The 19,253-nt window shown below is 67.9% G+C and carries 14 protein-coding genes; 11 read left to right on the top strand and 3 right to left on the bottom strand.

Annotated features, from left to right (window positions below):
• Positions 1 to 251 precede the first annotated feature (251 nt).
• From ACW173_RS04965 to ACW173_RS04920, 10 genes are all read left to right on the top strand, one after another.
• Positions 252 to 3,614: a TonB-dependent receptor gene (locus tag ACW173_RS04965; protein WP_492083768.1), complete on the top strand. Its 3,363-nt coding sequence runs from the start codon at positions 252 to 254 to the stop codon at positions 3,612 to 3,614.
• Between the two features lie 58 nt (positions 3,615 to 3,672).
• Positions 3,673 to 5,226, top strand: coding sequence for a tryptophan halogenase family protein (locus ACW173_RS04960; RefSeq protein ID WP_492083767.1), 1,554 nt, complete (start codon positions 3,673 to 3,675; stop codon positions 5,224 to 5,226).
• Complete coding sequence (locus ACW173_RS04955) at positions 5,223 to 6,704, top strand: tryptophan 7-halogenase (protein ID WP_492083766.1); 1,482 nt, start codon at positions 5,223 to 5,225, stop codon at positions 6,702 to 6,704. Before ACW173_RS04960 ends, ACW173_RS04955 begins: the two co-directional genes overlap by 4 nt.
• Entirely contained in the window at positions 6,697 to 7,737 is a 1,041-nt protein-coding gene (locus ACW173_RS04950; RefSeq protein WP_492083765.1) for a cupin-like domain-containing protein, read from the top strand. The genes ACW173_RS04955 and ACW173_RS04950 overlap by 8 nt, the downstream gene beginning before the upstream one ends.
• Complete coding sequence (locus ACW173_RS04945) at positions 7,734 to 8,450, top strand: DUF6445 family protein (protein WP_492083764.1); 717 nt, start codon at positions 7,734 to 7,736, stop codon at positions 8,448 to 8,450. Before ACW173_RS04950 ends, ACW173_RS04945 begins: the two co-directional genes overlap by 4 nt.
• A 178-nt stretch (positions 8,451 to 8,628) precedes the next feature.
• The gene (locus tag ACW173_RS04940; RefSeq protein ID WP_492083763.1) at positions 8,629 to 10,647 is read left to right on the top strand and encodes a glycoside hydrolase family 97 protein; all 2,019 of its coding nucleotides are present in this window, start codon (positions 8,629 to 8,631) and stop codon (positions 10,645 to 10,647) included.
• A gap of 147 nt (positions 10,648 to 10,794) precedes the next feature.
• Positions 10,795 to 11,586: an ABC transporter permease gene (locus tag ACW173_RS04935; RefSeq protein WP_492083762.1), complete on the top strand. Its 792-nt coding sequence runs from the start codon at positions 10,795 to 10,797 to the stop codon at positions 11,584 to 11,586.
• Between the two features lie 9 nt (positions 11,587 to 11,595).
• Positions 11,596 to 12,348: an ABC transporter ATP-binding protein gene (locus ACW173_RS04930; protein WP_492083761.1), complete on the top strand. Its 753-nt coding sequence runs from the start codon at positions 11,596 to 11,598 to the stop codon at positions 12,346 to 12,348.
• On the top strand, positions 12,345 to 14,792 hold the full coding sequence (locus ACW173_RS04925; protein ID WP_492083760.1) for a glycoside hydrolase family 99-like domain-containing protein: 2,448 nt from the start codon (positions 12,345 to 12,347) through the stop codon (positions 14,790 to 14,792). The genes ACW173_RS04930 and ACW173_RS04925 overlap by 4 nt, the downstream gene beginning before the upstream one ends.
• Complete coding sequence (locus ACW173_RS04920; RefSeq protein WP_492083759.1) at positions 14,789 to 15,868, top strand: esterase-like activity of phytase family protein; 1,080 nt, start codon at positions 14,789 to 14,791, stop codon at positions 15,866 to 15,868. The genes ACW173_RS04925 and ACW173_RS04920 overlap by 4 nt, the downstream gene beginning before the upstream one ends.
• Here the strand turns inward: ACW173_RS04920 and ACW173_RS04915 are convergent.
• Positions 15,865 to 16,710 (bottom strand): oxidoreductase, encoded by an 846-nt coding sequence (locus ACW173_RS04915; protein WP_492083758.1) that lies wholly within the window; start codon positions 16,708 to 16,710, stop codon positions 15,865 to 15,867. The two genes, ACW173_RS04920 and ACW173_RS04915, sit on opposite strands and share 4 nt — an antisense overlap.
• Positions 16,711 to 16,832: 122 nt before the next feature.
• On the opposite strand from ACW173_RS04915, the gene ACW173_RS04910 reads away from it, so the two are divergent.
• Positions 16,833 to 17,723 carry a LysR family transcriptional regulator gene (locus ACW173_RS04910; RefSeq protein ID WP_492083757.1) on the top strand — a complete coding sequence of 297 codons (891 nt, stop codon included), beginning with the start codon at positions 16,833 to 16,835 and terminating at the stop codon, positions 17,721 to 17,723.
• 6 nt (positions 17,724 to 17,729) lie between these two features.
• Here ACW173_RS04910 and ACW173_RS04905 read toward each other — a convergent pair whose 3' ends face one another.
• Both ACW173_RS04905 and ACW173_RS04900 read right to left on the bottom strand, forming a co-directional pair.
• Positions 17,730 to 18,086, bottom strand: coding sequence for a response regulator (locus ACW173_RS04905; protein WP_492083756.1), 357 nt, complete (start codon positions 18,084 to 18,086; stop codon positions 17,730 to 17,732).
• Positions 18,083 to 19,198 carry a sensor histidine kinase gene (locus ACW173_RS04900; protein WP_492083755.1) on the bottom strand — a complete coding sequence of 372 codons (1,116 nt, stop codon included), beginning with the start codon at positions 19,196 to 19,198 and terminating at the stop codon, positions 18,083 to 18,085. Before ACW173_RS04900 ends, ACW173_RS04905 begins: the two co-directional genes overlap by 4 nt.
• Between the last annotated feature and the right edge of the window lie 55 nt (positions 19,199 to 19,253).

Below are 19,253 nucleotides of genomic sequence, written 5' to 3'. Positions count from 1 at the left end.
CAACAAGAGAGCGCGGCAGTCCCCGGGATTGCCCGAAATTGCGCAAAAATTGCGTAAACCTCTCGCGGGGGAAACGGAGGAGGGAGCGGCGCCGCGGGGCGCCTGTCCGGTCGGCGGTCACGAGACGCGGCCCGGATCATCGACATCACAAGAGCAACCAACGTCGGCCCGATCGGTGGGACCGGCGTGAACCGAACACAAAACGACCCGCGGTTCAGGCGCGGGCGATCAAGACGTTAGGGAGCAGAGGGATGAGGAAGTTCGATTTCGGCCCAGGCCGGAAGTCCGTCCTGCGGGGGACTGTTTCGCTGGCGGCGCTATGCGCTCTCGGCATGGCCGGCCAAGCCTACGCGCAGGAAGCCGCCAAGAGCGATCCGGCCGACACCGTCGACGAGGTCGTCGTGGTCGGCGTGCGCAAGTCGCTGGAGACCGCGCAGAACATCAAGAAGAATTCCGACACGGTGGTCGACTCGATCACCGCGACCGACATCGGGGCGTTCCCCGACAAGTCCGTGGCCGAGGCGCTGCAGCGCGTCCCCGGCATCACCGTTTCGCGTCTGCAGTCCAGCGATGACAGTTCGCACTTCTCGGCCGAGCCGGCCAGCGTGCTGATCCGCGGCCTGACCCAGGTGCGCACCGAGTTCAACGGCCGTGACAGCTTCTCGGCCGACGCCAATCGCGGCCTGAACTTCAACGACATCTCGCCCGAGCTGATGGCGGGCGTCGACAGCTACAAGAACCAGACGGCCGAGATGATCGAGGGCGGCATCGCCGGCACGGTCAACCTGCGCACCCGCCTGCCGTTCGACAGCAAGGGCCGGGTGATCTCGCTGACGGGCAAGGCCAACTACGGCGACAAGTCCGAGAAGGTCACCTACGAGTATTCGGGCATCATCTCCGACAGCTGGGACACCAGCATCGGCCGCATCGGCCTGATGGCCAACTACGCCAACTCGCACGTCCTGACCCAGACCGAAGGCGTGGTCATGCAGCGCCTGGGCACGTTCTGCTCGGCCGGCTACCAGGACGCCAGCGGCAAGGCGATCGTCAAGTCGGACGGCACGATCGCCTGTACGGCTAATCCCTACGGTGGGTCGAGCTGGGTGTTCATCCCCGACCAGGTCAACTATTCGCAGGTCGTCTACGACCGTAAGCGCCACGGCACGGCGCTGGCCTTCCAGTACGAGAACAACGAAGGCAACGTCCGCTTCTCGGCCCAGTACAACGACAGCTACTACAAGAACGCCTGGCTCGAGCGCAGCGTGAACGTGGTGGGCTTTGGCCTGTGGGCCTCGCCGGCCTTTTCGCCGCAGACCACGGCGTTCCTCGCGCCCGCGGCGGGCACGTCCGCCTTCACCTTCGGCGCCGACGGCATGCTGACCTCGGGTGTCCTGACCCAGCCGACCGGCGATTGGGGCGGCAGCACGGCCGACAACATCGCGCGCGGCTCGGCCGTCGCCGGCCTGCCGTTCGTCAACTACTGCGGCGCCGGCGCGACCTGCGCCACCCAGCGCCAAGGCCTCTACATCGAGAACCAGGCCCGGAACTTCAACCACTCCGAGGGCACCAAGGACTTCTCGATGCATCTCGACTGGGATGTCAGCGAGAACCTGAAGACCAGCTTCGACAGCCAGTACATCAAGGCCACGACCGACAACTACGACATCCTGGTCGCCAACCGCACCATGGCCGACGCCAAGTACGAGGTGAACGGCGATGGCACGCCCAAGATCACTCTGCTGCCGGGCTCGAACGTCAACTACGCGCCGGGCGGCTTCGCCAACCCGCACAACTACTGGATCCCGTTCATCCAGGACCACTACGAGGACAACGACGCCAAGGAACTGGCCCTGCGCGCCGACGCCGAATACAGCTTCGGAGGCGGTGGCTGGCTGAACTCGCTGAAGGTGGGCGTGCGTTACGCCGACCGGAAGCAGAACGTCCGCTACTCGACCTACAACTGGTCGCCGGTGGCCGCGCCGTGGAACTGCAACGGCCCGGGCTTCAATATCGACAACACCACCCCGACGCCGTACCCGGCGGCCTGCGGTCGAACCGATACTTTCCAGGGCTACGGCGCGGGCATCTGGACCACGACCGGGCTCGGCGACTTCTACAACGGCAAGGTCTTCCCGAACGGCGACATGGTGTTCCTGAGCAAGGACACGCTGGCCGACCGCGAAGGGTTGATCAAGGCGCTGTCGGGCAAGACCACCAACTCGCCCATGCAGTGGACCCCGCTGTGCGAACGCGCCACCAACACCGAGGGCTGCTTCATTCCGCCCGAGATGCTGAAGGTGCAGGAGAAGACGCAAGCCGCCTACGCCATGCTGCGCTTCGGCGGCGACGACAAGACGATCGGCGGGTTCACCGTTCAGGGCAATGTCGGCATCCGCTTCGTGCGCACCGACGTGTCGAGTTCAGGCGGCGTCGCCTTCCCGGTCAACACCTGGTACGCGACCGCGGCCGCGATCCCGTGCTCCACGCCGCTGTCGGGCAACAACGTCACCAACATCTCGTGCTGGCTGAAGCCTGACCTGCTAGCCTTCTCCAACGGTGGCTCGTCGCTGAACGACTACGGCCAGAAGCACGACAACTGGCTGCCAAGCTTCAATGTTCGCTTCGGCTTGACCGACAAGCAGTTCGTCCGCTTCGCCGCCTCGCGCGCCCTGTCGCGTCCGGATTTCGGCCTGCTGCGCAACTATGTCGGCGTGCAGAGCCCGGCCATCAACACCGGCCCGGACTCGCCCTATGTCATCTGGAACGACCCGAACGGGCCGCACACCGCGGCCAACGTCAAGGGCTATAACTTCCAGTTCAACGCGGACTCCGGCTACGCGGCCCTCAAGCCGATCACCGCCGACCAGTTCGACATCACCTACGAGAACTACTTCACGCCCTCGAGCTCGTTCACCGCGGCGCTGTTCTACAAGAAGCTGAACGGCAGCATCGCCTACGGCGAGTTCCTGCGGGAGTTCACCAACAACGGTTCGACTCAGAACGTACTGGTGCGCGGCCCGCGCAACGGCAATGGCGGCGGCGACCTGAAGGGCTTCGAGCTGGCCTACCAGACCTTCTTCGACTTCCTGCCGGGGATCTGGAGCGGTCTGGGCGTCCAGGCCAACTGGACCCACACCAAGCAGTCGGGGATCAGCAACTCCAACCTCGCCAACCAGCCGGGCTACGCGGCGGGCGGCACCGTCGCCTTCGGCGGCGGCCTGCAGGTCAACGGCCAGGTGATGGACAGCCACCGCCTCGCGGGCATCTCCGACAACGCCTACAACATCGTGGGCCTGTACGAGAAAGGACCGATCGCGATGCGCCTGGCGTACAACTGGCGGTCCAAGTTCCTGACCAACAACCTCGACTGCTGCATCGGCATGCCGATCTACCAGAAGGCCGCCGGCTATCTGGACGGGTCGATCCGCTGGTCGGTCAACGACAAGGTCGAGGTGTCGATGGAAGCGTCGAACCTGCTCAACACCACCTCGGTGTTCCAGCAGCAGGTGTTCGGCGACAGCGGCCTGACGCCCAACGCCAAGCCGGTCGTCAAGGACACGGGCTGGATCCGCAACGATCGCCGGATCCAGTTCGGCGTCCGCGTGAAGTACTAGTCTAGAGGAACGGCGCCGCGATCACCGTCGCGGCGCCGGACCAATTCGGGGTCCGACCATGCGGACAGGCAACCAAGAAGCGGCCTTCAAGGTCGTGATCGTCGGCGGCGGAACAGCCGGGTGGATGTGCGCGGCGGGAATGTCGCGGCTTCTGGACTCGCGCGACTACGCCATCACCCTGGTCGAGTCCGACGAGATCGCGACCGTGGGCGTGGGCGAGGCGACCCTGCCGCACATCAAGACCTTCAACGACATGCTGGGCGTCGACGAGGTCGCGTTCCTGCGCGAGACCCAGGGCACGTTCAAGCTCGGCATCGAGTTCCGCGATTGGGGCACGCCGGGCGACCTCTACCACCATCCGTTCGGCACGTTCGGCGAGCCGTGGGCCGGGGTCGACTTCCAGCACCACTGGGCGCGCGCCAAGCTGGCCGGCCTCGGTCCGGCGTCGCTGCAGGCTTATTCCTACGCCGTCACCGCGGCCCGCGCGAACGCCTTCGAATTTCCGAACGAGGATCAGAAGTCCATCCGTTCGACCTATGCCTACGCCTACCATTTCGACGCCGGCCTCTACGCCGCCTACCTGCGGCGGTGGTCGGTCGCGCGCGGTGTGACCCGTGTCGAGGGCATGGTCACCGACATCGCCCAGGACGGCGAGACCGGTCAGGTCACCGCCATCACCCTGAAGTCCGGCCAGGTCGTCGTCGGCGATCTCTTCGTCGACTGCACCGGCTTCCGCTCGCTCTTGCTGGGCGGGCTGATGAAGGCCGAGTGGGAGGACTGGGCCAAGTGGCTGCCATGCGACCGCGCCCTGGCCGCGCCCTGTGGCCGGGCTGGCGACTTCAGCCCCTATACGCGCTCCACCGCCCAGGAGGGCGGCTGGATCTGGCGCATCCCGCTGCAGCACCGGACCGGCAACGGCTATGTGTTCTCCAGCGCCTTCATGGACGAAGAGCGGGCCCGCGACACGTTGCTGGCCCAGCTCGACGCCCCGGCCCAGATGGAGCCGAAGCTGCTGCGTTTTGCCGCCGGTCGCCGCAAGGATGGATGGCGCAAGAACGTCGTGGCCATGGGCCTGGCCTCGGGGTTTCTGGAGCCGCTGGAGTCGACCAGCATCTTCCTGATCCAGGCGGCGGTGGTCGACCTGATCAACCTGATGCCGACCAAGCGCACGGGCATGGACCCGCGCCTGGCGGCCGAGTTCAACCGCCTGTTCGAGATCCAGTACGACCGGGTCCGCGACTTCCTCATTCTGCATTACCGCCTGAACCAGCGGGTCGGGCAGCCGCTGTGGGACCATGTGCGGACCATGGAGATCCCGGCCAGCCTGGAAGAGAAGCTGGCCTTGTTCGAGGGGCGGGCCGGCTTGCCGGACTACAAGTACGGTCTGTTCTCGCGCGACAGCTGGCTGTCGGTGCTGGAAGGGCAGGGGCTGACGCCGCGCGCCTATGATCGTCTGGCCGAGGCTATGCCGCTGGACGTACTGGGCGCCAAGCTGGCCGACCTGAAGACCCGGATCGACAGCAATGTCGCGGCGATGAGTTCGCATGCGGACTTCATCGGCCGTTATGCGCCGGGCGCGGTCGAAGCGCCGCGAAAGGCGGCGGCCCAATGAGCGCCGCCCCGAACCACGTCGTGATCGTGGGTCGTGACGCGCCGCTGTGGCTGTCGGCCGCCGTCCTGCGCGTCGCGCTCGAGCCGGCCGGCGTGGCGGTCACGGCGGTGGAGTTGCCCAGCCGCCTGACCACCGCCAGCGTTCATGCGTCCCTGCCGACGCTGGAGGCGTTGCACAATCTCCTGGGCCTCGACGAGTCGGCGCTGATGCGCGGCGTTGGCGGGACCTTCTCGCTGGGCGGCAATTTCGTCGATCTGACCGGTCAGGCGCCGGCCTTCTTCCACGCTCACGGCGCCCATGGCGCGCCGATCGATGGCCGCGACTTCTTCCCGTTCTGGCTGAAGGCGCGGGGCCTGGGTCTCAACGCCGAGTTCGCCGACTTCTCGCTGACGGCCGCCGCCGCCAAGCACGGCCGGTTCGTGATGCCCGACGAGGAGACCGAGGTCTTTGGTCGCGCCGACTATGGCTACCACCTGCCGGCCCTGGCCTATGCCGGAACGCTGAAGAGCCTGGCAATCCGCCGGGGCGTCGAGGACCATCAGGCGCTGAACGTGTCGGTCGAGCGCCCCGAAACCGGCGACATCGCCGTCCTCGACCTTGGCGAGGATCGTCGCATCACGGGCGACATCTTCATCGACGCCACCGAAGGCCTGCTTGTCGGCGGCGCGCGGGAGGCCTGGACCTTCCCCGCCGATCGCGTGCTGACCGCCCTGGCCCCGGCCTTCCCGTCGATCCCGGCCTATGCCGAGACCCGCGCCTGGGCGCGCGGCTGGACGGCCCTGCATCCGACCCAGAACGCCACTCACCTCGTCCAGGCCTACGCATCGGATCTGTGTACGGATGATGAGGCGCTGCAAGCGGCCTCGGCGGCGTCTGGTCTGCCGATCCAGGACGCCTCGGTGCGCGTCGTCGCGCCCGGCCGCCGCCTGTCGGCCTGGGATCGTAATGTCGTCGCGATCGGCGAGGCGGCCTGCGTGTTCGACCCGCTGCATGGCGTCGACCTGCACGCGGTGCAGATGGGCCTGGTCCAGCTTCTGGCCCTGTTCCCGGCCTCCGGCGACTGGGCCCGCGAACAGGCCGCCTACAACCGCGCCATGGCCGAGCGGTACGAGCGGGTGCGCGACTTCCAGCAGTTGCACCATGCGGTCAACCGCTACGGCGCCTCGGACTTCTGGACCCGAGCGCGCCAGGTGCCGATCTCGGCCGATCTGGCGCATCGCATCGCCACCTTCCAGGCGCGCGGCGAGATCGCGCCGTTCGAGCATGACAGTTTCCAGGCCGACAGCTGGCGGGCGATGTTCGTCGGCCATGGCGTCACGCCCGACAGCCACGCCCCGATCATCGACGCGACGTCGCCCGAGCTGATGAAGCACGAGTTCCGCCGCATCCTGTCCTTCATCAAGGACCAGGTCGAACGCCAGCCGACCCACGACCTCTATCTGGAGAGCTTCTGCGGCCGGGAGCCTGTCCATGGATAGCGGCCTGGCCATCGACCCGGGCCTGAGCCTGGAAGCCCTGCCGCGCGTGGCCGCCGTCGCCGCGCCGTCGCCGGAGGCCTTCGAGCGGGTCGTCGCCGCCGAGGCCCCGGTGGTGATCAAGGGCCTGATCGACGCCTGGCCGGCCCTGGCCGCCGGCCGCTCGCCGGGGACGATGAACGCCTACCTCAAGGCCATGGACAGCGGCTTGCCGGGCCCGGTCATGGAGGCCCCGGCCAGCACCAACGGCTGGTACGCCTATGGCCCGGATCTGCGCGAGTTCAGCTTCTCCAAACGCAACGCGGGGATCAGCCAGACCCTGGACCGCATCGAGGCCCTGCTGGGCCAGAAGGACGCGCCGTTCGTGGCCATCCAGATGCTGCCGCTGGCCACCCACATGCCCGAGTTCGTGCGCCAGAACCCGATGCCGCTGGTCTCGCCCAAGGTCGCGCCGCGCCTGTGGGTCGGCGGTCCTTTGCGCACCCAGACCCACAACGACCGCGACCACAACCTGGCCTGCGTGCTCGCCGGCCGCCGTCGCTTCGTGCTGTTCCCGCCAGAGCAGGTGTCGAACCTCTATGTCGGTCCGCTGGAGAACCCGCCGCCGCTGTCGCTGGTCGATCCGGAAGCGCCGGACCTGGCCCGCTTCCCCCGCTACCGCGACGCCCATGCCGCCGCCCGCGTGGCGTGGCTTGAGCCGGGCGACGCGCTGTTCATGCCCAAGCACTGGTGGCACCACGTCACCTCGCTCGAGCCCTACAACGCCATGGTCAACTACTGGTGGGGCGATACGGCCGTTGGGCTTGAGCGAGCGGTCGACGTCTTCCAGATCGCGCTATTGGCCTTGAAGGACCTGCCGCCCGGCGAGAGGGCCTACTGGCGCGAGATGTTCGCGACCTATGTCTTCGGTGATCGCGGAGAGGCGACCGACCATATCCCCGAGGCCCTGCGCGGCGCGCTGGGCACGCTGAGCCCCGCGCAACGCTCGGCCCTGAAGCAGCAGCTGAAGATGGCCGTGCTGAGGTCGCCGACATGAGTGTCCAGGCCGCCGTCAAACCCCTGACGTTGGGACCGGCCATCAGCGTCCGCCTGCGCAAGGTCGGCGAGGAGCGGCAGCCGCTTCTGGTCGTCGACGACGTGCTGGCCGATCCGTGGGCCATGGTCGACACCGCTCGCGCCGCCGACTTCTACCGGCCGCCGCATACCAACTATCCTGGCCTCAACGCCAACCTGCCCGAAGCCTACTACCGCACCGTGGTCACCGCCCTGCGCGGTCCGATCGAGGCGGCTTTCGGGGTTTCGGCCAGCGCCGTGCTGAAGTTCTTCGGCTTCTTCGCCGTGGCCACCACGCCGGTCGAGCGCGCGACGCCGGTGCAGACGCTGCCGCACCTGGATGGGCCCGACCCCAATCGCTTGGCGATGGTCCACTACTTCTGCCAAGGCGGCTTCGGCGGCACCGGCTTCTTCCGTCACACGGCCACGGGCTTCGAGTCCGTCGACGCCGCGCGCACCGCCGCCTACGCCGCCGCGCTCCAGGCCGAACACGCGCAAGGTCGGACCGCCTTCGCCGGCGCGAACACGCCTGGCTACGACCTGATCGACGAGGTCGAGCCGGTCTTCAATCGGCTGATCGTCTATCGCGGCCACGTTCTCCACGCCGGCCTGCTGGGCCGGGGCGGCGGAGCGGCCGATCCCGCCACGGGCCGGCTGACGGCCAACGGTTTCGTCGAGGCGGTGGAGTCCGGATAACCGCCGCCTCTGGTTCAACCCTGTCTTCTGATCTTCGTCCGGCGCGGGCAATCGCGCGCGTCGCCGAGCCTGTCCTGTGTTCGGTCGGCCCGTTTATTGGGCCGATCCATGTCCTCCCCCTGCGCCTCCGGCTCCCGTCCCGCGGAGCCGGGGCGCCCTTTTCGAAAGAGACTGTTCGATGAGCTTCCGAACCCTGGCCCTGCTGGCCGCCTTGGCCTCGCCGGTGCTTGCTCAGGCCGCGGAACGGGAATGCGCCCAGTCGCCGGGCAAGGTCATCGAGGTGTGCGTCTTCACCAAGGACGGTCAGGCTTTCTACGAGGTGAGCAAGGGCGGCAAGGTCGTGCTGGCGCCGGGGGGCATGGGCCTTTCCTTCGCCGGCGAAGCGCAGGCGCGCTACACGGGGATTACCGCCGCCAAGCGGGCGGCCAGCGACACCAGCTGGGAACAGCCCTGGGGCGAGCAGCGGATCATCCGCGACAATCACAGCGAACTGACCGTCTCGCTGGCCGGCGATACGCCGCTTAACAAGAGCTTCGACGTCACGTTCCGGCTGTTCGACGATGGCCTGGGCTTCCGCTACGCCTACACCGCCATCCCGGCCGGCCAGGCCGTGGCGGTCACCGACGACCGCACCGAGTTCAAGCCCGTCGGGGCTTATGACGCCTGGTGGTACGAGGCCCTGGGCCAGGAGCGCGACGAGTACCTCTACAAGCAGACCGACGCCCGCCGCATCACCCTGGCCGAGACGCCGCTTACAATGCGCGAAAAAGGAGGCCTGCACCTGTCGTTCCATGAGGCGGCGCTGATCGACTTCCCGTCGATGCTGCTGGCCGGTAATGGCGCGGGAACCTACAAGGCCAAGCTGATGCCCTGGGCCGACGGGACCTTGGCCAAGAAGACCGGCGCCTTCACCACGCCCTGGCGCACCGTGCTGATCGGCGACACCGCCGGCGCCCTGGCCGACAGCCGCATCGAGCTGAACCTCAACGAGCCCAGCAAGCTCGCGGACACATCCTGGATCAAGCCGGGCAAGTACGTCGGCGTCTGGTGGGAGATGCATCTGCAGAAATCGACCTGGGGTAGCGGCCCGATCCATGGGGCCACGACCGAGAACACCAAGCGCTACATCGACTTCGCCGCCAAGTACGGCTTCGACGGCGTGCTGGTGGAAGGGTGGAACAAGGGCTGGGACGGCGACTGGATCGCCAACGGCGACAAGTTCAGCTTTACGCAGGCCTATCCGGACTTCGACATCAAGGCGATCACCGACTACGCCCGCGCCAAGGGCGTCAAGCTGATCGGCCACAACGAGACGGCCGGCGCGGTGCCCAACTACGAGGCCCAGCTGGAGGACGCCATGAAGCTCTACGAGAGCGTCGGCGTCAGTCAGGTGAAGACCGGTTATGTCCGGCACAGCGGCACGATCCTCGACCAGGACGGCCAGCGGCAGTGGTTCGCCGGCCAATACATGGTCCGTCACAACCTGCACGTCGCCGAGGTGGCGGCCCGCCACAGGATCTCGATCGACGCCCACGAGCCGGTCAAGGACACCGGCCTGCGCCGCACCTGGCCCAACATGCTGAGCCGCGAAGGCGCGCGTGGCCAGGAATTCAACGCCTGGGGCGACCCAACCAATCCGCCCGAGCACACGGTGATCATCCCGTTCACCCGCATGCTGGCTGGACCGATGGACTTCACGCCGGGCGTCTTCGACGTGGTGCACGGCAAGACCGAGCTGACCCGCCGCGGCCAGTCGACCATCGCCACCCAACTGGCCCTCTATGTCGTGCTCTACAGCCCGATCCACATGGCCGCCGACCTCTTGGAGAACTACGAGGCCCGTCCGGACGCCTTCCAGTTCATCCGCGACGTGCCGACCGACTGGGAGACGTCGAAGACGCTGCAGGGCCAGGTCGGCGACTATGTCGTCGTCGCCCGCCAGCAGCGCGGGGCCAAGGACTGGTTCCTGGGCGCCCTGACCGACGAGCAGCCGCGCAAGCTGAGCCAGAAGCTGGACTTCCTGGCGCCCGGCAAGCGCTACGAGGCCCAGATCTATCGCGACGGTCCGTGGGCCGACTTCCGCACCAATCCCGCCGCCCTGACGGTCGAGAAGAAGGTCGTCACCGCCAAGGATAGCCTGGACCTCGACATGGCCCCCGGCGGCGGCGCCGCCGTGCGCTTCAAGATTCTCGATTAGGGCGCTCGACTAAAGTTTTTACGCAACACTCCGGGCGCGAGTTGGCAAACCCGCGCTCGGGGACCTTCCTAGACGTTGTCGGGGGGCTCGGGGCTCTATAAGCAAGCGCCTTGTTGGTCGCCCCATGGGCGCTAAGGAAGGTACTGCATGCCGAGTCCCGTGATGGCGGCGCTCAAGGATGTGGGAGACGGCGTCCGTCTGGCCCCCCTGTGGTGGCGGCTGGGCCTGGATCAGACGGCCTCGCGGTTCCAGCGATCGATCCTGGGTCCGTTCTGGATGGCCTGCAATCTGCTGGTCGTCGCCTTCGCCCTGGCCTTCCTGGTCTCCGCCCTGATGGGCGTGGACATGTCGAAGAGTTATCCCCAGGTGGTGGCGGGCCTACTGGCGTGGTCGCTGGTTGGCACGACCATGGCCGAGGCCCAGGCGATCTTCCTCTACAACGCCGGCCTGATGCAGAGCCAACGCCTGCCGCTGAGCTTCTACGTCTTCCTGCACGCCCAGAAGTCGGCGACGAACTTCCTGTTCCAGCTGATCGCCTTTTGGGCGGTGATGCTGGTGATCGGCCGGTTCGCCGTGCCGCACTGGACGCTGATCCCGGCGGTCGCGCTGATGCTGCTGGTCGTGTGTTTCCAGGGCTTCATCATCGCCATCCCGTCGACCCGCTTCCGCGACGTGGCCTATATGATGAGCTACGTCGTCCAGCTGCTGTTCTACGTGACGCCGGTGTTCTGGATGACCGCCAACGTGACCGCCAAGCACCGCTGGGTGGTCGAGCTCAACCCCTTCGCCCACCAGGTCGAGCTGCTGCGCGCGCCGCTGACCGGCCATGCGCCGGCGGCCATCGATTGGATCTGGACCCTGGGCGCGGCGGGCGTCCTGGCCGTAATCGCCTTCGCGCTGCTGGCCATGCTGCGCAAGCGCGTGGTCTTCTGGCTGTAGGAGGCGGCGATGGCGCACCAGATCAAGCTGACGAACGTCGACCTCGACTATTTCGTATATAGCATGCGCTCCCAGTCGCTGCGCAGCGCGGTGTTCAACCTCGCGGTCGGCGGCAAGATGTACAAGGCCGCCGGCGACGTCGCCGCGGTCAAGGCGCTGCACGACATCAACCTGGAGATCAACGAGGGCGACCGCATCGCCCTGGTGGGTCACAACGGCTCGGGCAAGACGACCCTGCTCAAGGTCATCGCGGGCATCTATCACCCCACGCGCGGTGACCTGCACATCGACGGCGACATCACCTCGATGATCGCCATCGACGCCGGCATCGACGCCGAGGCCACGGGCCTGCGCAACATCCACAAGCTGGGCCTGATGCGTCGCCTGTCGCGCAAGGCCATCGACGCCCGGGTCGAGGCGATCGCCGAGTTCTCGGGCCTGGGCGACTTTCTGCACCTGCCGGTCCGCACCTATTCGGCCGGCATGCTGGCGCGCCTGATCTTCGCGGTCGCCACCGAGTTCGAGGCCGACATCCTGGTGCTGGACGAGTGGCTCAGCGCCGGCGACGCCGCCTTCGTGCAGAAGGCCGCCGACCGCATGCACCAGATGGTCGAGGACGCCAAGATCGTCGTCATCGCCACCCACGACCACGACCTGGTCCGCCGGGTCTGCAACCGCGTGTGCGAACTGCAGGCGGGCAAGATCGCCTTCCTGGGCACGACCGAGGACTGGCTCGCCTACCGCGACTCCCAAGCCGCATGAGCCGGCTGCCGCCAGGCCTGAAGCTTGGCCGCGACGTCACGGCTCGGGGTGTCGACGCCCAAGGGCGGACGATCCTGGCGGCTGGCGGCGACGCGCAGGTGCTCTGGAGCCCGACCCGCGCCGAGCGGGCCGGCCTGCGGGCGGCCAAGGCCGTGCGGATCGACGTGCGGTTGGAAGTCATCGATGGCCAGCTGGTCAGCCCGGCCCTCCATGCGGACTGGGGCGACGGCTTTTCCGAGGGCGCCCGCACGCTTCTGAAGGCCGGTCCGAACGGCTGGTTCGCGTCGTTGCCGGCCCGCAGCTGGCAGCTGAACGGCGTGCGGCTGGATCCGTCCGAAAGCGCCTGCACGTTCACGGTCGGCGAGTTCAAGGTCACGCGGATCGGCGATCTGGGCAAGGATCCGCGCGGTCTGAGGGGCGCGGTGATCCAGGCGCTGAAGCCGGTTCTGGGTCCGCTGGGTCCGCCGGTCGGCGCGGCTTGGCGGCGGGGGCGGGCGATGCTGCGGCGCTCGCGCGGGGCGGTCACGGGCGACGCCGGGCCGGTCCGGGCGACCTACACGCACGCTATCTCGGTGGCCAAGAACCTACGCAGCCCCCACTTCGCCGCCCCGATCGCCGAGCCGATCGTGCTGCCGGCCGACGCGCCGAAGGTGGTGGCGTTCTATCTGCCGCAGTTCCATCCGTTCCCGGAGAACGATCTTTGGTGGGGCAAGGGCTTCACCGAGTGGACCAACGTCGCCAAGGCCCAGCCGCAGTTCCTGGGCCACTATCAGCCGCGCCTGCCGGCGGACCTGGGCTTCTACGACCTGCGCCAGCGCGAGGTGATCGCCCAGCAGATCGACCTGGCCAAGGGCGCCGGCGTCCACGCCTTCTGCTTCCACTACTACTGGTTCGCCGGCAAACGCCTGCTGGAGCGGCCGAGCGAGCTGTTCCTGGCCGACCCGACGCTGGACCTGCCGTTCGCGCTGTGCTGGGCGAACGAGAACTGGACCCGGCGCTGGGACGGCGACGAAAGCAACGTCCTGATGGGCCAGGACCACTCGCCCGAGGACGATCGCGCCGTGTTCGAGGACATGGCCCGCTACATCCGCGACCCGCGCTACCTGAAGGTGGGCGGCAAGCCGGTGCTGGTGCTGTATCGGCCCGAGATCCTGCCGGAGTCCAAGGCGACCACCGACCGCTGGCGCGAACAGGCGCGGGCCATGGGGCTGGGCGAGCTGCATCTGCTGTGCACTACGGCGTTCGGCTTCGAGGACCACGCGTCGCACGGCTTCGACGGGATCATCGACTTCCCGCCGCACGCCATCGTCGAGGGCGAGATCACCCGGTCGGTGACGCCGTTACACCCGGACTTCACTGGCAAGGTGTTCGACTATCCGACGGTCGTGCGGCGCAAGCTGGATGAACTGTCGACCGCCCCGGACGCCTTCGTGCCGGGCGTCATGCCGGGCTGGGACAACCAGGCCCGCAAGCCGTGGGCCGGCCACGCCTTTCACAACGCGGATCCGGAGAGCTACCTGGCCTGGCTGTCGGGGGCGTTGAAGCACGCCGAGGCCAGGCATCCGAAGGGCGAGGGCCTGGTCTTCGTCAACGCCTGGAACGAATGGGGCGAGGGGGCCTATCTAGAGCCCGACCGGTGGTTCGGCCACGGCTATCTACACGCCACCCGCACGGCCTTGGGGGCCTATGTTCCGCGCCTGACCAACGCCCATCCGCTGGTGGCGCGGGCTCAATCGGCGTTCGAGAAGCGCGCCGACGCCGTCGTGCTGCTGCACCTTTTCTATCCGGACCTGATCGACTGGTTCGCCCAACGCCTGGCCGTCACGGCCGGCGACCTGGACCTGATGATCACCGTGCCCGAGCGCTGGAGCGAGGCTGATCTGGTCCGCGTCCAGGCGGCCTTCCCGGCCGCGCACCTGGCCATCGCCGAGAACCGCGGCCGCGACATCAGGCCGTTCGTCGAGGCCCTGCGCCGGGCGCGCGCCCTGGGTTACTCGACCTTCTGCAAGCTGCACTCCAAGCGCTCGCCGCACTTGGCCAACGGCGACGAATGGAGGGCGGAGCTGTTCGACGGCCTGCTGGGCGGCGAGGCGCTGAACCAGGCCCCGCGCGCCTTCGCCCAGGATCCGAAGCTGGGTCTTCTGGCGTCATCCAAGGCCCGCATGCATATCGGCGATCCGGACGTGATGGCCAACAATGCGGCCGGCGTCGAGCGCCTGTCGGCCCGCATGGGTCTGAAGCCCACGCCCGATATGCCGTTCGCGGCCGGCTCGATGTTCTGGGGACGAACCGAAGCCTTCGCGCCGCTGTCGGATTTGCCGGACGCCGAGATCGGGTTCGAGCCCGAGCTGGGCCGCATCGACGGGACCACGGCCCACGCGATCGAGCGCCTGACCGGCGCGATCGTCGCCCGCGCCGGCTATCGTGCGAGCTTCGATCTGTGAAGGCGCTGGCCCTGGCCCTGCTGCTGGCGACCCCGGTCGCCGCGGCCGAGCGGGTGTCGCTGCTCAAGACCTGCGAGACGCCGAAGGGGATCGCGTTCCAGGGCGGCGGCTATGGCGGGATCTCGGGGATCGACCATGATCCGCGCACGGGACGATGGGCCTTCATCAGCGACGACAAGTCCGAACGCGGACCCTCCCACGCCTTCCTGGGTCGTCTCGACGTGCGGCCGGGCAAGCCGTGTGGTCCGATTCTGGAGACGATGGTCTCGCTGCGCCGCGAGGACGGCCAGACCTTCCCTGATCGCAAGGCCGGGGCCGAGGCCGCCGACGGGGAGTCGATCCGCTTCGACCCGCGAAGCCACGATCTGGTCTGGGCCACGGAAGGCGACTTCGACCACGGCTATCCGCCATCGGTGCGGCGCATGAAGGTCGACGGTACGCCGGTCGCGCGGCTGGTCGTGCCCGAGGCCCTGACCTTCCACGACGGCGGCAAGACCGGCGCGCGCGAGAACGCCACGACAGAAGGCATGAGTTGGTCCGCTAACGGACGGTCCTTGTGGCTGTCGATGGAATGGCCGCTGGCTCAGGACGGCCCGATCCCCTCGGTGGCCGATGGCGGGCTGACGCGCCTGACGCGGCTCGATCGCGCGGGCAAGGTGTTGGCCCAGTACGCCTATCGCGTCGATCCGGTGCAGGCCGCCTCGCCGGTCGGCGTCGGCGATAACGGGGTCAGCGAGATCTTGGCCTTGGACACGCACCGCCTGCTGGTGCTGGAGCGCTCGGGGATCAAGGGCGCGGATGGTCGCTACAGCTACCACATCCGCCTGTACGTGGCCGATCTGGCCAAGGCCCAGGACGTGGCGAAGGTCGAGAGCCTCGCGGCCACGCCCGTGCAAGCGGTCGAGAAGCGGCTGCTGCTGAACTTCGACAGCCTTGGCGTCCGGATCGACAATCTGGAAGCCATGGCGTGGGGCCCCCGCCTCAAGGGCGGCGCCCGCACGCTCGTTCTGGCTTCGGACGACAACTACGACGCCAACCAGATCAATCAGATCCTGGTGCTGCGGGTCGTTCCTTAGGCGGCCGCGTCTTCGGCCGGGAAGTCCGTCGAGACAGCCACGTCGCGCCAGTCCTTGAGCAGCGCCAGATGCGCGGCCGCCACGGCCTCGGTCGCCGCCGCCGTATCGCTGCCCAGCGGCAGGCGGACGGGCGGGTTCGGAGCGTCGACGAAGTCGATCAGCACCTGGGCCAGGCGTTGGGGATCGCCGGGCTGATTGTGGCTCACCGCCGCTGCGTGGCCCCGCACGGCGCCGGCCGTCGCGTCATAGTCGGCGATGCTGGCGGGGCTGACGCTCAGCGAAGTCGCGTCCAGGAAGTCGGTGCGGAAATAGCCGGGCTCGACGGCCGTCGCGAAGATACCCAGCGGGGCCAGTTCGGCGGCCAGGGCCTCGGTCAGGCCCTCGACCGCGAACTTGGTCGAGCAGTAAACCCCGAAGCCCGGACCCGAGCGCAGGCCGCCCACCGAGGAAAGGTTCAGGATCCGGCCCGAACGCTGGCGGCGCATGTGCGGCAGCACGGCGCGGGTCACGGCCAGCAGGCCGAAGACGTTGGTGCGGTACAGGGCCTCGACCTCGGCGCCCGTGGCCTCTTCGACCGCGCCCAGCAGGCCATAGCCGGCGTTGTTGACCAGGATGTCGATGCGGCCGAAGCGTTCGACGGCGGTCTTGGCGGCGGCGTGGGCCTGGGTCTCGTCGGTGACATCCAGGGCGACGGCCAGGAGGTTCGGATGCTGGCCCAGGCGCTCGGTGACCGAGGCGGGGTTGCGGGCGGTGGCGACGACGGCGTCGCCGGCGGCCAGGGCCTTCTGAGCGATCAGGGCGCCAAAGCCGCGCGAGGCGCCGGTGATGAACCATGTACGCATGTCTCGTTTCCTTCCGATTGGCCGTGGCGGGGAGCGTCGCGGCGACGGAGGAATATCTAGACCTCGGCTTTAGATGAGATAATCATGGCATTTCTCCGAAAGTCAGTGAGTTGATCTCATCAATGCGTCCCGTTGCGCCCGCCGACCTGGCCAGCTTCCTGGCCATCGCTCGCCACAAGAGCTTCCGACGGGCCGCCGACGAGCTGGGCTGCACGCCTTCGGCGCTCAGCCACGCCCTGCGCGGCATCGAGGAGCGGCTGGATCTGCGCCTGGTCAATCGCACCACCCGCAGCGTCGCCCTGACCGAGGCCGGCGAGCGGCTGTTCGAGCGGGTGTCGCCGGCCTTCCGCGACATTGACGACGCCCTGGACGACCTCAACAACTTCCGCGGCCAGCCGATGGGCACGCTGCGTTTCAACGCTCCCCGCGGCGCGGTCGAGCTGGTGCTGCTGCCGGCGGTGACCCGCTTCATGGCCCAGCAGCCCGGCGTGAAGGTCGAGATCGTCGCCGACTCGGCCCTGGTCGACATGGTGGCCGAGGGCTGCGACGCCGGCATCCGTTTCGGCGAGACCATCGCCCAGGATATGGTCGCCGTGCCGATCGGCGGCCGCCAGCGCACCGCCATTGTCGCCGCGCCGGCCTTCTTCGAAAGGTACCCCAACCCGACCACGCCCGAGCAGCTGAAGGAAATCCCCTGCATCCGCTTCCGCTTCGCCAGCGGTCGTTTCTATCACTGGGAGTTCGAGCGCGGCGGCATCGAGTTGAACATCGAGGTCGACGGGCCGCTGACTCTGAACGACCACGACCTGACGATCCGCGCGGCCCTGGACGGGCTAGGCGTAACCTTCGCCTTCGAGGAGCAGGTGGCCGACCTGATCGCGGCCGGCAAGCTGGTGCGGGTGCTGGAGGACTGGTGCCCTTACTACAGCGGCTTCTACCTCTACTATCCCAGCCGCCGCCGCGCGCCCGCGCCGTTGCGGGCTTTCATCGACTTCATCCGCGAAGGCGGGTGAGGAAGGTTATTCGGGCTGGAACTTGTCGACGGCCTTGCGCAGCGCGCCGACATTGATCGGCTTGGCCAGGACCTCGATGCTCTCGAAGCCCTTGCGCGGCAGGTCGCCATAGCCTGTGGCGAACACGAACGGCACGCCGCGCTCGCGCAGTTCCTCGGCGACCGGAAACACCATCTCGCCACCGATATTGACGTCCAGCACCGCGCCGTCCGGCGTCTGTTCGCCGCTGTCCAGCCAGGCCAGGGCTTCGCCAACGGCGCCGAAAGAACCGGCGACCTCGCAGCCCAGGTCGCCGAGCATGTCCTCGACCATCATGGCCACCAGGGCTTCGTCCTCGACGATCATCACCTTGCTGGCCTTCATGCGGCGAGACTCATCCGCTGCGACAGCGGGGCGCGGAGGCTGTAGACCACGCCCTGCGGCGTGAAGTCGAGACTGGCCTTGCCTCCGAGGTCGCGCGCCAAGCCCCGCTCGATCATCTGGGTCCCGAAGCCCTTGCGCCCGGGGTGGCCCGACAGCTCCGGACCGCCGATCTCGCGCCAAGTCAGGGACAGCATCGGGGGCGTGGCGGCGTCGTCGACGGTCCAGCGGATCACCACCCGGCCTTCCAGCGTTGTGAGCGCGCCGTGCTTGGCCGCATTCACCGCGAGCTCGTGCAGGGTCATGTGCACCGACACCGAGGTCTCGGCGCTGAAGGTCAGGGCCGGGCCGATGATGTCGAAGCGCTCGGCGAGGTCGGGGCTGAACGGGGCCAGGGCCTTTTCCAGGATCTCGTGCAGTTCGGCGCGGCCCCAGGCGCGGCGGGTCAGGAGCTCGTGCGCCCGCGACAAGGCCAGGATCCGGTTCTCGAAGGTCTCGGCGAAGGCTTCCGGGTTGGGTGTCGAGCGCAAGGTTTGACGCGAGATCGACTGGACAATGGCCAGGGTGTTCTTCACCCGGTGATCCAGCTCCTGCAGCAGGAACGTGCCATGATGGCGCGCGTCGACCAGGCTGTCGTGCAGCCGACCGCTCTCCAGGGCCGAGGCCGTGGCGCGGGCGATCACCTGTAGCTTCCTGACGATCTCGGGGGAGGGGACGTGCTCCTGGGCCCAATACGCGCCGATGGCGGCGACCGGATCCTCCAGTCGCACTGGCGTCATCATCAGGCTTTTGACGAAGGTCGGGCGATAGGCGTCGTGCGGGATACGATCGTCCAGATAGATGTCGGGGATGATCACGGTCTGGCGGTTCAGCATCGCCCAGCCGGAGATACAAGCGGTCAGGGGGAAGCGCTTGCCCTTCCACAGCGGGCCGATCGCATCCTCGTCGAAATACCAGCACTGGCTATTGTCGCGCAGCACGAAGGCGATGCCGTCGGCGCCGGAGACCTTCCGCGCGGCCTTGCGGACGACCTCGGCCACTTCGCTGATGGTGCGAGTCGCTGAGAGGGCCTCGATCGTTTCGATGAGCGTCAGCAGGTCCGTTTCCGGTGTCACGACGTCGTCTTTGGAGGCAAGGTCCAGCATCGGTTGAGCATCGCACTTCGGTTGT

The sequence above is a fragment of the Caulobacter sp. ALps2 genome (assembly GCF_058681635.1).
This window is presented reverse-complemented; position numbering and strand designations above follow the sequence as displayed.

Excerpts from the sequence above, each read along its gene's own strand:
- ACW173_RS04965 (WP_492083768.1), top strand. The coding sequence starts at position 252 with ATGAGGAAGTTCGATTTCGGCCCAGGCCGGAAGTCCGTCCTGCGGGGG.
- ACW173_RS04960 (WP_492083767.1), top strand. The coding sequence starts at position 3,673 with ATGCGGACAGGCAACCAAGAAGCGGCCTTCAAGGTCGTGATCGTCGGC.
- ACW173_RS04955 (WP_492083766.1), top strand. The coding sequence starts at position 5,223 with ATGAGCGCCGCCCCGAACCACGTCGTGATCGTGGGTCGTGACGCGCCG.
- ACW173_RS04950 (WP_492083765.1), top strand. The coding sequence starts at position 6,697 with ATGGATAGCGGCCTGGCCATCGACCCGGGCCTGAGCCTGGAAGCCCTG.
- ACW173_RS04945 (WP_492083764.1), top strand. The coding sequence starts at position 7,734 with ATGAGTGTCCAGGCCGCCGTCAAACCCCTGACGTTGGGACCGGCCATC.
- ACW173_RS04940 (WP_492083763.1), top strand. The coding sequence starts at position 8,629 with ATGAGCTTCCGAACCCTGGCCCTGCTGGCCGCCTTGGCCTCGCCGGTG.
- ACW173_RS04935 (WP_492083762.1), top strand. The coding sequence starts at position 10,795 with ATGCCGAGTCCCGTGATGGCGGCGCTCAAGGATGTGGGAGACGGCGTC.
- ACW173_RS04930 (WP_492083761.1), top strand. The coding sequence starts at position 11,596 with ATGGCGCACCAGATCAAGCTGACGAACGTCGACCTCGACTATTTCGTA.
- ACW173_RS04925 (WP_492083760.1), top strand. The coding sequence starts at position 12,345 with ATGAGCCGGCTGCCGCCAGGCCTGAAGCTTGGCCGCGACGTCACGGCT.
- ACW173_RS04915 (WP_492083758.1), bottom strand. The coding sequence starts at position 16,710 with ATGCGTACATGGTTCATCACCGGCGCCTCGCGCGGCTTTGGCGCCCTG.
- ACW173_RS04910 (WP_492083757.1), top strand. The coding sequence starts at position 16,833 with ATGCGTCCCGTTGCGCCCGCCGACCTGGCCAGCTTCCTGGCCATCGCT.
- ACW173_RS04905 (WP_492083756.1), bottom strand. The coding sequence starts at position 18,086 with ATGAAGGCCAGCAAGGTGATGATCGTCGAGGACGAAGCCCTGGTGGCC.